The organism is Rhodomicrobium lacus (genome assembly GCF_003992725.1).
Lineage (GTDB): Bacteria > Pseudomonadota > Alphaproteobacteria > Rhizobiales > Rhodomicrobiaceae > Rhodomicrobium > Rhodomicrobium lacus.
In genome coordinates this window covers 116,919-129,816 of the sequence record NZ_RZNF01000003.1, presented here as the reverse complement: position 1 = coordinate 129,816, position 12,898 = coordinate 116,919, and the positions used below count along the sequence as shown (strand labels likewise).

The 12,898-nt window shown below is 64.9% G+C and carries 6 protein-coding genes; 1 reads left to right on the top strand and 5 read right to left on the bottom strand.

Annotated elements, in window-relative coordinates:
* Positions 1 to 41: 41 nt before the first annotated feature.
* The 5 genes from glgX to EK416_RS05300 form a co-directional block, all read right to left on the bottom strand.
* Entirely contained in the window at positions 42 to 4,190 is a 4,149-nt protein-coding gene (gene glgX, locus EK416_RS05320; RefSeq protein WP_127076472.1) for a glycogen debranching protein GlgX, read from the bottom strand.
* A complete protein-coding gene (glgA, locus tag EK416_RS05315; RefSeq protein ID WP_127076471.1) occupies positions 4,187 to 5,662 on the bottom strand; it encodes a glycogen synthase GlgA in 1,476 nt (491 codons plus the stop codon). The genes glgX and glgA overlap by 4 nt, the downstream gene beginning before the upstream one ends.
* A complete protein-coding gene (gene glgC / locus EK416_RS05310) occupies positions 5,659 to 6,921 on the bottom strand; it encodes a glucose-1-phosphate adenylyltransferase (RefSeq protein WP_127076470.1) in 1,263 nt (420 codons plus the stop codon). Before glgC ends, glgA begins: the two co-directional genes overlap by 4 nt.
* 200 nt (positions 6,922 to 7,121) lie before the next feature.
* Complete coding sequence (gene glgB, locus EK416_RS05305; RefSeq protein ID WP_127076469.1) at positions 7,122 to 9,317, bottom strand: 1,4-alpha-glucan branching protein GlgB; 2,196 nt, start codon at positions 9,315 to 9,317, stop codon at positions 7,122 to 7,124.
* 119 nt (positions 9,318 to 9,436) lie between these two features.
* Complete coding sequence (locus EK416_RS05300; protein ID WP_181952120.1) at positions 9,437 to 11,938, bottom strand: glycogen/starch/alpha-glucan phosphorylase; 2,502 nt, start codon at positions 11,936 to 11,938, stop codon at positions 9,437 to 9,439.
* A gap of 239 nt (positions 11,939 to 12,177) precedes the next feature.
* Between EK416_RS05300 and EK416_RS05295 the strand changes: the two genes are divergently transcribed.
* A complete protein-coding gene (locus EK416_RS05295; RefSeq protein WP_127076468.1) occupies positions 12,178 to 12,870 on the top strand; it encodes a site-2 protease family protein in 693 nt (230 codons plus the stop codon).
* Positions 12,871 to 12,898 lie beyond the last annotated feature (28 nt).

The window sequence follows — 12,898 nt, the reverse complement described above, 5'->3', positions numbered from 1 at the left end:
GGTGAAAGCAGCCGCGTCACGTCTCTGTCACGATCGCCGAGCTATCGCTTCGCGAGCGAGGGCATCGCCGCGAGCTTGCGCCGCCAGTTCGGACGCTCGCGGTCCGTGCCGGGCAGGTTGACGGCGGTCGTCTCGCCCGCGAGGTCGTCGATCTGCTCGATGGCGATGAGCGAAGACGCGGTGCCAAGCAGGCGATGTGCGGCATCCGTCAGCGCCGGATCGAAAGGCGTATCCGGCGCTGTTGCAGCTTCGATACCCTCCGCCGCAAGAAGCGCGATGAGCGCAGCCTTGTCGCTGGCCCGGCGCTCGCGAGCCGCAGCCGCCTCGTCCGGTGCGATGAGGCCCAGCGCTTCCTTCTCGCGGATGTCCTCGCCCTCCCACCAGCCTTTGAGCGTCGGCAAGTCGTGAGTCGAGAGGCAGGCGATGGACTTCGCGGGGTAAGTGCGGGGCGGAGCGAAGCCCTCACCGTGGCGCTCGAACCAGAACACGCGATAGCTCAACACGTCTGCGGCTTCCATCGTCTCGCGGAAGCCCCACGGTACGGTGCCGAGATCTTCCCCGATGACGACGCAGCGCGCGCCCCGGCTTTCGAGGGCCAGTTCGCCGATGAGATCCTCGACGGGGAAGCCGATGTAGGCGCCGTCGCGCCCGCTTGCGCCCTCGGGGATCACGAACAGCCGCGCGAGGCCCATCGCGTGGTCGATGCGAAGGGCGCCTGCGTGGCGCATGTTCGCCGCGATGACCCCGCGAAACACATCATAGCCGTTGCGCGACCAGGCGAGCGGGTTCGGCGGCCGAAGCCCCCAGTTCTGGCCGCCTTCGGCCAGCGGATCGGGCGGCGCGCCGATGGCTGCGCGCGTGAGCATTTGGTCGGCATTCGTCCAGGCTTCCGCGCCGTCGGGAGCCGCGCCCACGGCAAGATCGCGATAGAAGCCGAGCCACAGCCCGGCGTCCGCGCCGCGCCGCGCCGCTTCGTCGAGCTGCGTTTCGGCAACCCATTGCAGCCATTGATGAAAGCGAAGCCGTGGCGCATGTTCCGCCGCGAAGGACGCGAGCGCGGACGGATGGCGGTTGCGAAGCGCATCCGGCCATGCGGGCCATGGCTCGCCGGGGCGCGTCTCGCCGATGGCCTCGAACAGCGCGAAGCCTGCAAGCGCCGCTCCACCCGCCGCGACGAAGGCGTTGAAGCTTGCCTTGTCGCCTGTCGCCTCAAAATCCGCGAACGACGCTTCCAGAACGGTGCGCTTGGCGGCCCAGACGCCCGCGTAATCCACGTTCGGCTTGGCTGAAAGCGCTGCAAACGCGGCGGTGTGCTCTGCGGCTGCGGCGCGCGTGCGCGGGCCTTCGAGGGCCGAGACGTCGATGTAAAGCGGATCGAGGAAGCGCCGGTCGGAAGGATAATAAGGGCTGGCACGGTCGCGGTCGCCTGGAAACAGCGCGTGCAAGGGGTTCAGCCCGAGCGTGGCGTAGCCCGCGCGCGCCGTGTCTTCGGCGATCCGGCCCAGCGTCGTGAAATCGCCGATGCCCTGATCGCCCTCGCGCCGGAGCGCATAGAGCTGCGCGGCAAGGCCGGTCGCCTTTCCGCCGTCGCGAAGCTGGTCAGGAAGATAGCAGCGGCGCGGCGCGACCGTGAGGCGGCAGGCGGCGTCGGGATGGTTTTCGAGGCGAAGCGTGTAGCGGCCGGGCGCGAGCGGGGGCAGAGGCGCGCGGATGGTGTCGACGCGGCGCCCGTCCGGTGCTGTGATCGTTTCGGGCGCGGCTTCGTCAAGCGCGACGGCGTCCTCGCCGCCATCTTCGCGCTCGACGACGAACCAGCGAGGCGCCCGCCGATCATCGGAGGCGATGCGAAGCCCCGCGGTCTCACCCTCGCGCGCGACGAACGAAAATGGCAGCCTGCGCCGGTAGTGTTCATCGACGATTTGGCCGAGGCTCGCCCGCGCTTCGCCGCCTGTTTCGGCGGGAAGGCCCATGTCGAAGAGGAGCGCACGCTTCGTTTCGTTCGGTACAACATGGCGCTTGCCGGTGATGTCGTACCAATCCGGCGCGATGCCCGCCACCTGCGCGAGGCGGTCGAGAAGCTCCGGCTCGGGGCTGCGGCGCTTGGCCCGCTCGCCCGCTTCGCGTTCCTCTGTCAGGATTACAACCGAGCGCGGCGCGATTTCGGCGTCCCCATCCGCTGAAGCGCTTCGCGGCTCGCCGGTTTCGTCCGAGCTATCGAGCACTGCGCGCCACGCGAAGCCCTCGCGAGGCTCCGGCAGCGCAATCCTTGCCGGGTCTCGCCCCGCATGAAGCGCCACCAGCACGCGATCTGCCGCGCGGCCGCCCGCCTCGGGCGTGTAAAGCGCGGCGATCACGGTGTGAAGGTTTCCACGCGTCCAGTCTTCCGCCCGCATCGGCGCGCCGGTCGGCGATAGCCATTGCACATCCGGGACGCCGCTTGCGTCTTGCGGTTCGCCGGAAAGGAAGCGGTCGCGCCACAGCGCCGGATGCGCCTTGCGCAGCGCGATCGCGCGCGCGGTGAACGCCGTCAGCGCCGCGTCGGCGCCCGCCCAGTCGAGCCAGGCGGTTTCATTGTCCTGCGCATAGGCGTTGTTGTTGCCGAACTGCGTCTGACCGGTTTCCGCGCCCATGACGAGCATCGGCGTGCCGCGCGCGAACAGGAGCGTTGCGAGAAGCGCGCGTTCGTCGCGCCGCCGCGCCGCGAGGATGGCCGCGTCGCCGGTCGCGCCCTCGACGCCGTTGTTCCAGGAGATGTTGTCGTTCGTGCCGTCGCGGTTGTCTTCGCCGTTGGCATGGTTGTGCTTGTGTTCGTGGGCGACGAGATCGGCAAGAGTGAAACCGTCATGCGCAACGACAAAGTTCACGCTGGCGGATGGACGGCGCTTTGCGAATATGTCTTGCGAGCCGGAAAACCGCGTCGCCATCTCCGACGCAAGCCCACTGTCGCCGCGCCAGAAGCGGCGCGCGCCGTCGCGGAACTTGTCGTTCCACTCGCCCCAATTCGCGGGGAAAGCGCCCACCCGATAGCCGCCCGGACCGATGTCCCAGGGCTCTGCGATGAGCCGCAGGCGGCGCAGGAGCGGGTCTTGAGCGATGGCCGCGATGAGCGGCGCGTGCGCGTCGAACCCCGTTTCGCGGCGGGCGAGCGTCGTCGCGAGATCGAAGCGGAAGCCGTCCACGCCGCCGAGCGTCGCCCACGCGCGAAGGCTGTCCATGACGAGGCGCAGCACGGCGGGTCGGTCGGCGGCGAGAATGTTGCCGCAGCCCGCGTCGTTCACGTAGAAGCGCGCGTCGTCGGCGCGAAGGCGGTAATAGGTGGCGTTGTCGAGGCCGCGAAAGCTGACCGTCGGGCCGAGTTCGTCGCCTTCGCCCGTATGATTGAAGACGACATCCACGATCACTTCGATGTCCGCAGCGTGCAAAGCATCGGTGGCGGCGCGCACTTCAGCCCAGCCGCCGGGCGCAAGGCGCGGGTCCGGTGTCATGAAGGCGACGGGGTTATAGCCCCAGTAATTCGTCAGGCCCGCCGCTGCGAGATGGCGCTCGTCGATCCAGGCCGCAGAGGGCAGAAGTTCAACCGCCGTCACGCCGAGCTTCGCGAGGTGCTCGATGGCGGCGGGATCGGCGAGGCCCGCGAAGGTGCCGCGCACGGGTTCCGGCACGAGCGGGTGACGCTTCGTGTAGCCCTTCACGTGCAGTTCGTAGAGGATCGCAGGCGCGCCGTTCGTCGCGTGGGGGCGCGTTGGCGACGGGATTTGTGGAAGGTCGACCGCGATTGCCTTCGGCATGGCGGCGGCGCTGTCGGTGTCGTCGCGCGTGAGGTCATCGGTGCCCGGCCGATAACCGAACATGGAGCGATGAAGCTCGAACGGTCGGTCGAGCGCGAGCGCATAAGGGTCGACGAGCAACTTCGCCGGGTTGAAGCGATGGCCGCTCGCGGGATCGTAAGGGCCGTGGGCGCGAAGCCCGTAGCGCGTGCCAGCGCCGATCCCCTCGATATGGCAATGCCACACATCGCCTGTGCGGGCGGGAAGGCGGATACGCTCCACCTCGCGTTCCCCAGACGCATCGAACAGGCACAGCTCGATAGCCGTCGCATGCGCGGAGAACACCGCGATATTTGCACCGTGCGCATCGAGCGTCAGGCCAAGCGGCTCTGGCGAGCCTTCGCCGACGCGGATCGCCGTCACGCGGTCGCGCCCGAAACCGTCGAGCGCTCCGCGACAAGCTCGCGATAAAGCTGCGCGTAACGTCTTGCGGGTGCGCGCCAGGATACGTCCGTGGCCAGGCCGTTGAGCTGAAGCCGCCGCCATGTGCCGCGGTCGCGGAACAGGGTCGCTGCCTTGCGCAGCGCAAGCTCAAGGCTTTCGCGTTGGCCGGGCTGGAATTTGATGCCCGTTGCCACGCCCGCCGCAAGGGCCATTTCGTTCGCGTCGATGATCGTGTCAGCGAGGCCGCCGACGCGCGCCACCAGCGGAACGGCGCCGTAGCGCAACGCGCAAAGCTGCGTCAGCCCGCACGGCTCGAAGCGCGACGGCACGGCGAGAGCGTCCGATCCCGCCTGAATGCGATGCGCGACCGCTTCGTCATAGCCGATGCGGACGCCGACGCGGCCGGGATTTGCCTCCGCCGCCGCCCGAAAGCGGGCTTCGAGGTCCGCATCTCCGGCGCCGAGAAGCGCAAGCTGCATGCCTTCGCCAAGAAGCACCGGCAGCGCCTCGGCGAGGATGTCCAGCCCTTTCTGCCAGGACAGGCGGCTGACGACACCGACGACGAGCGCGCCCGGTTCGGGTTCAAGGCCGAAGATGTCCTGAAGCGTCGCCTTGTTGTTCGCACGCACGTCGAAGTTTTCGGCGCTGTACGTTGCCGCGATGCGCGGGTCCGTCGCCGGGTTCCAGACGTCGGTATCGATGCCGTTCAGGATCCCTGACAGCCGCGCGGATCGTTCGCGCAAGAGGCCGTCGAGGCCCATTCCCGTTTCCGGTTGCTGGATTTCCAGCGCATAGGACGGCGAGACGGTGGTGATGCGGTCGGCAAGACGCAAGCCCGCCTTCAGGAAGCCGACCGCGCCGTAATGCTCGACACCGCCGATGGAGAAGGATTCGGGCGGAAGGCCGAGAGGTCCAAGCAACTCGGCCGGAAACTGGCCCTGAAAGGCGAGATTGTGGACGGTGACGACGGTGGCCGCGCCGCTCTTTCCGCCATATCGCAGATAGGCGGGGGCAAGCGCCGCCTGCCAGTCATGGACATGCAGGATGTCGGGCTGGAACGCGGGGATCGCGCCTTCGGCGATGAGCGCGGCCGTCCTCGCGAGCGCGGCGAAGCGAAATGCGTTGTCTGGCCAGTCCTTGCCGTCCGGCTGCGTATAGGGATTGCCGGAGCGGTCGTAGAGATGCGGCGCATCGAGCACGAAAAGGTCGAGCGCGCCGGCCGTGGCAGCCAGCACGCGCGCAGGGCCGCCGAACAGATCCGGGATCGAAAGGACCGTTTCGCCCCCTTCCAGCGCGCCGATGACCTGCGGGTAGCCGGGAACGAGCGAGCGCACATCGATTTCGAGGCCGGACAGCGCGCCGGGCAGGGCACCCGTGACATCCGCCAGGCCGCCCGTTTTCACGAGCGGATAAAGTTCGGAAGCGGCAGACAGGACTTTGAGACGGCTCACTTTTCCAACCCGTCGATCATGCGCTGCGTGATGAGGCAGATGCCGCGCTCGGTCCGGCGAAAGCGCAAAGCGTCTTCTTCCGGATCTTCGCCAACGACAAGCCCTTCGGGGATTTTTACATTCGCGTCGATGACAACGTTGCGAAGGCGACAGGAGCGGCCGACCTGCACATAGGGCAGGATCACCGCGTTTTCGATTTCGGAGAACGAATTGACGCGTGAGCCGGTCGACAAAAGCGTGTTTCGGATCTTGGCGCCGGACACGATGCAGCCGCCTGAGATGAGCGATGCGATTGCGGAGCCGCGCCGTCCGTCCTCGTCATGCACGAATTTGGCGGGCGGCGTTACCTCGTTATAGGTCCAGATCGGCCAGTTCTGATCGTAGAGATCGAGGTCGGGAACGACGTGCGTCAGATCGATGTTGGCTTGCCAGTAGGCGTCTACGGTGCCGACATCGCGCCAGTAAGCTCCGGCTTCAGACTCCGCCCTTACGCAGGAGCGCTCGAAGCTGTGTGCCGATGCCTTGCCGTGCTTCACGATGTACGGAATGAGATCCTTGCCGAAATCGTGGCTCGAATTCGGATCGGCGGCGTCGCGGCGGAGCTGATCGAACAGGAATTGCGTCTCGAAAACGTAGATGCCCATGCTGGCGAGCGAGGTGTCCGGCTTGCCGGGCATGGTAGGCGGATCGGCGGGCTTCTCGACGAACGATATGATCCGGTCCGTCTCGTCGACATGCATCACGCCGAAGCCGCTGGCCTCGGCGACGGGAACCTCGATGCAGCCCACCGTCACGTCGGCGCGCTGATCGACATGCTGCTGAAGCATGAACTCGTAGTCCATCTTGTAGACATGGTCGCCGGCGAGGATGACGATATATTTGGTGCCGTAATCTTCGATGATGTCGATGTTCTGATAAACGGCGTCCGCGGTGCCGAGATACCAGAGCGACTCCGAGACGCGCTGGCTGGCGGGGAGGATGTCGAAGCTTTCGTTGCGGATCGGGCGCAGGAAATTCCAGCCGCGTTGCAGATGGCGGATAAGGCTGTGTGCCTTGTACTGTGTCGCTACCGCCATGTGCCGGATGCCGGAATTGTAGGCGTTGGACAGCGCGAAATCCACGATGCGCGACTTGCCGGCAAAGTAGACGGCGGGTTTCGCGCGTCGGTCGGTGAGTTCCAGCAGTCGGCTGCCGCGTCCACCTGCAAGGACATAGGCCATCGTGTTACGCGCGAGAGGGGAACTTCCAACCGGTCTCATCGTGTCCTCCGAGGCGAGCTTCCGCCTGCCGCACTTCAGGCGGCACGAAAAGCACGCGCTTTAATGCTGCCGACGCGTCGACGCGAGCGCCGGGGAAGTTGCCTAACCGTTCTCGAAACAGTGCGAAGCAGCGCTTAATGATCCCTGCGAGAGTGAAGGAGAACCATCACAGCTTTTTGAAAGATGCACACAATCTTGGTCTAACCTGAGTCATGCTCGAAATAAACAGTAGCGAGCGGGGGAAGGGTGATTTCCGCCGATGCCGGCAGACCGTGACTTTCGTTCAATGACGCGTGGACTTCACCCAGATTGCCAATGCCTGCGCCGCCATATTCGGGTGCATCCGTATTGAGAATCTCGCGCCAGCGCCCGGCGAAAGGCAGCCCGATGCGATAATTGTAGCGCGGCTCCGGCGTGAAGTTGCAGGCGACGACCACCGGCTTCGCGCCCGGACCGCCGTAGCGCACCCACGCGAAGACAGACTGCGCCTCGTCGTTGACGACGATCCACTGAAACCCTTCCGGCTCGCAATCGCGCGCGTGAAGCGCGGGCTTCTCGCGATGCAGGCGGTTCAGGTCGCGAACGAGCGATTGCACGCCGCGATGCGACACGTGGTCGAGCGACCACCAGTCGAGTTCCGCATCGAAATTCCACTCTGCCCGCTGCGCGAATTCCTGGCCCATGAAGAGAAGTTTTTTGCCCGGATAGCCCCACATGAACCCGTAATAACCGCGAACATTGGCAAATTTTTGCCAGTCGTCGCCGGGCATCTTGCTGAGCAGCGAGCCCTTGCCGTGCACAACCTCGTCATGGCTGATCGGCAGGATGAAATTTTCGGAAAAGGCGTAGAGCAGGCCGAATGTGAGCTTGTTGTGGTGATATTTCCGGTAGATCGGATCGAGCGCGATGTACGAGAGCGTGTCGTTCATCCAGCCCATGTTCCACTTGAAGCCGAAGCCGAGACCGCCCGCGCTCGTCGGTTGCGACACGCCGGGCCATGAGGTCGACTCTTCCGCGATGGTCGCGATGCCGGGATAGGCGCCGTAGACGCTGGCATTCGCATCTTGCAGGAAGCGCACGGCGTCATGGTTCTGGTTGCCGCCGTCCGGGTTCGGCAGCCATTCGCCGGCTTTCCGCGAATAGTCGAGATAGAGCATGGACGCGACCGCATCTACCCGCAGGCCGTCGATATGGTAGCGGTCGAGCCAGTAGATCGCGTTGGAGATGAGCGTGCTCGCCACCTCGCGGCGGCCGAAATCGTAGATCGCCGTGTTCCAGTCGGGATGAAAGCCCCGGCGCGGATCTGGATGCTCGTAGAGCGCCGTGCCGTCGAACTTCGCGAGCCCGTGCTCGTCGGTCGGGAAATGCGCGGGCACCCAGTCGAGGATGACGCCGAGACCGACACGGTGTGCGCCGTCGACGAAGCGCTGAAAGCCAGCCGGATCGCCGAAGCGGCGCGTCGGTGCGAACAGCCCGATGGGCTGATAGCCCCATGAGGCGTCGAGCGGATGCTCGGAAATCGGCATCAGCTCGATATGTGTGAAGCCCATGTCCACGGCATAGGGAATGAGCTGGTCCGCAAGCTCGTCATACGAGAGGAAGCCGCCGTCCCATTTGCGCCGCCACGAACTCGCATGCACTTCAAGGATGGACATCGGGCCGCGACGGGCTTCGACCGTCGGCCGCCAGGCCATATGCGCCTCGTCGCCCCATTCGTGGCGGTCAGTCCGCGCGACGACGGAGGCCGTCGAGGGGCGCATCTCGCCGGAGAAGCCGAACGGATCGGCCTTGAGCGGCTGAAGATCGCCATTCACGCCGACGATCTCGTATTTGTAGACGGTTCCCTCGCCGAGGCCCGGCGCGAACAGCTCCCATATGCCGCTGTCGATGCGCTTGCGCATCGTGTGGCGGCGGCCGTCCCACTGATTGAAGTCGCCGACGACCGATACGCGTCGGGCGTGTGGCGCCCAGACGGCGAACAGCACGCCGTCCACGCCTTCATGGCGGATGGGGTGCGAACCGAGCCGCTCATACAGGCGCTTGTGCGTGCCTTCGACAAGCAGATAATCGTCGAGCGGCCCGAGCACGGGGCCAAAGGTGTAGGGATCGTCGAATTCCCAGATGCGGCCGTCGTTTTCGGCGCGCAGGCGATAGCGGAAGCTTCCTGTCACGCCGGGCAGGAATGTCTCGAAGAAGTCGCCGAAGCCGCGCCGTTCGAGCGGGATCGTGGCGCCGCCGTTGACGGCGTTGAGCGACGCGACGCCCGGCACGAATGCGCGGATCGCCGTGCCGCCATCGACGCGATGGATTCCGAGCACGGCGAAAGGGTCGCCATGTGTGGCGGACGCGATCCTCGAAACATCCTCTTCCCGCGCTCGCCAGTTGGCCTCGGTCACGATATCACCCTTGGAGCCCTGCCGACCGGTTGCATCGCAAATCCGGCCGGTTATCGCCCTCTTCTTTGAAGTTCAGAACAGAATCGCCGATCAGGCTTGAGCCCGATCGGACACGGCTTTTAGCTTGCATTGACGGTACGGACGGGAACCCGCCAGATGTCTTCCGCATATTCTGCGATGGTCCGGTCAGAGGAGAACCAACCGACGCGCGCGGTGTTGAGAATGCTCCCGCGCCACCACGATTTCTTGTCGCGCCAGCGGATATCCGCCAGACGCTGGGCCTGACAATAGGCGTCGAAATCCGCGGTCACCATGAAATGATCGTGGTAGGTGAGGATATCCACCAGTTGTTTGTACCGGTCCTTGTCGTCGTGCGAGAAGACACCCGATGCGATGGCGTCGAGCACATCCTTCAGCACCGTCGACGCGGCGATGGTTTCGCGCGCGTCGATGCCTTTCGACCGTCTGGCCTGCACCTCTTCCGCCGTCAGGCCGAAGATGAAGATGTTTTCTTCGCCCACGCGCTCGCGGATTTCGACATTCGCGCCGTCGAGCGTGCCGATGGTGAGCGCGCCGTTCAGCGCGAACTTCATGTTGCCGGTGCCTGACGCCTCCATGCCGGCCGTCGAGATCTGCTCCGACAGGTCGGCCGCCGGAATGATCCGCTCGGCGAGGCTCACGCAGAAATTCGGCAGGAACACCACCTTGAGCAATCCACGCACGGACGGGTCGTTGTTGATGACGCGGCCGACATCGTGGATCAGCTTGATGATGAGTTTCGCCTGATGATAGCTCGCCGCCGCCTTGCCCGCGAAGATCTTCACGCGCGGCACGAAATCCTTGGTGGGATGCGCGCGGATGTCGTTGTAGCAGGCGATGGTCTCAAGCACGTTCAGAAGCTGGCGCTTGTATTCATGAATGCGCTTCACGTGCACGTCGAACAGCGCGTCCGGGTCCACCTTGATGAGGAGCCGGTCGGTGATGAGCTTGGCGAGCGCCTCCTTGTTCTTCTGCTTCACGCCGAGCGCGCGCGCCTGAAACTCCTTGTCGGCGGCAACAGCTTCGAGCTTCCGCAGCGCTTCGGGAGTGTCGAGGAAAGCTGTGCCTATGGTTTCGGAGATGAGGCGCGTCAGGCCGGGATTGGCCTCGAACAGCCAGCGGCGGAAAGTGATGCCGTTCGTCTTGTTGACGATGCGGTCGGGGTAGAGCCGGTGCAGATCGTGGAACACCGTTTCCTTCATGAGGTCGGTGTGGAGCTGCGAAACGCCGTTGATCTTGTGCGATCCGAGAAAGGCGAGGTGTCCCATGCGGACGCGCCGCCCGGAATGCTCGTCGATCAGCGAAACGCTCGAAAGCAGCCCCTGATCGTGCTCGCCCTCCTCGCGCAGGCGGTCGAGATGCAGCGCGTTGATCAGATAGATGATCTGCATGTGGCGCGGCAGCAGCCGCTCCATCAGCGGCACGGGCCAGCTTTCGAGCGCTTCGGGCAGCAGCGTGTGGTTGGTGTAGGAAAAGGTTTCCTGCGTGATGCGCCACGCGTCGTCCCATTCGAGCGCGTAGACATCGACGAGCAGGCGCATCATTTCGGCGACCGCGATGGCCGGATGCGTGTCGTTGAGCTGGATCGCGTTTTTCTCGGCCAGTGTCGCAATGTCGCCGTGCTGGGCGAGATGGCGGCGGATCAGGTCTTTCAGCGAGGCTGCCGCGAAGAAATATTCCTGCCGAAGCCTGAGTTCCAGACCGGCGGGGGTCGAGTCGCTCGGGTAAAGCACTTTCGAGATGCTTTCCGCGCGCACCTGATCGGCCTGCGCGGCCACGTAGTCGCCCGCGTTGAACACGTCGAGGCGCAGAGGATCGGGGGCGCGAGAACGCCACAGCCGAAGCGAGTTGACCGATGCGCCGCGCCATCCCACGACGGGTGTGTCGTAGGCGACGGCCTCGACGATTTCATTCGGCTTCCAGATCTGCGCGGCGCGGCCGTCCGCCTGCGCTTCGACCGAGCCGCCGAAGCCGATCTCATACTCGATTTCGGGCCGCGGGAACTCCCATGGATTGCCGAAGGCGAGCCAGTCTTCGGGATATTCATGCTGCCAGCCGTCCTTGATCGCCTGCCGGAACAGGCCGTGATCGTAGCGGATGCCGTAGCCGTAGGCCGCGACCGAGAGCGTCGCCATGCTTTCCATGAAGCACGCGGCGAGGCGACCGAGGCCGCCATTGCCGAGCGCCGCGTCCGGCTCGATCACGCGCAGTTCTTCAAGGTCGACATCGAGCCCCGCCAGCGCCTCGCGAACGGAGGCCGTGAGCCCCAGATTGTTGAGGGAATCCATCAGCAGGCGGCCGATGAGAAATTCGAGCGAAAGATAGTAGACCCGGCGCTGTCCCTTCTCGAAGCTTTCCTGCTTCGAGGCGATCCACCGCTCCACGATGCGGTCGCGCACCGTCAGGGCGGTGGCGAGGAACCAGTCCCGCGTACTTGCAGACGAGCGATCACGGCCCGTCTTTGAAATGAGGTGGGCGAGGATCTGTTCGCGAAGCTCCACGATCCGGTCTTCCTCGCTATAGCGTCCGCCGTTTTCGGCTGCGCGGACTCTCAACTCTGGCTGCGATTTCGTTTCGGTCATGGTTCCTTTTCCCCCGGTCCGCATCGGCTGACGATGCGGCGCCGTCTTGACACGGCTGTGAAGCCGAGAACTTCTGCGGCCGGATAACAGACAAGAACGCCCGGCATCGCGACCGCTCCCGTAAAGTGTGTCGGCGATGCCGACGCGAACAATAAAAAGAACGGCTTGTGCCGGACACGCCGTATAAACACTTTAACCCGAGAGTGGCGGCAGGCGAAAGCGCAGCGGGAGGCATCGGAATGGGCGGAGATTTGAACGCGATCCTGTATACGGTCTCCACCTGGGTCATTCCGCTTTTGCTCGCGATCACATTTCACGAGGCAGCGCACGGCTTCGCTGCCCGCCGCCTCGGCGACAACACCGCATGGATGCTCGGCCGTGTCACGCTAAATCCGTTCAAGCATGTCGATCCGGTCGGCACCGTGCTTATACCCGCCATGCTGCTTCTGGTGCGTGCGCCCTTCCTGTTCGGTTGGGCGAAGCCCGTGCCCGTGAATTTCCGCAATCTGAACAATCCGCGTCGCGACATGATCCTCGTGGCGCTCGCGGGCCCCGGAGCGAACATCTTTCTCGCCCTCGTCTCGGCCCTGCTTTTCTATGTGGCGCGGGAGTTGCCTTCGCCCGCGAACGCGTGGGTCGCTCAAAACCTCGTGAACAGTATTCTGATCAACGCGATCCTCGCCGTGTTCAACATGCTGCCCATCCCGCCGCTGGACGGCGGCCGCGTGGTGACAGGGCTTCTGCCCCGCCGTCTCGCCTATCGTTTCGAGGGGCTCGAACCTTACGGGCTGCTGCTGATCCTGACACTGGTTTTCCTGCTCCCTTACGCAGGGCGCAGTGCGGGCCTCGACCTCGATTTCTTCTCGCGATATCTGATCTGGGCATCGGGCGGCGTGGTTAGCGCGGTCCTCTCCGTAACCGGCATCAGGTAGTCGGCCGCGAACCGGAAGCTCGGCTTGA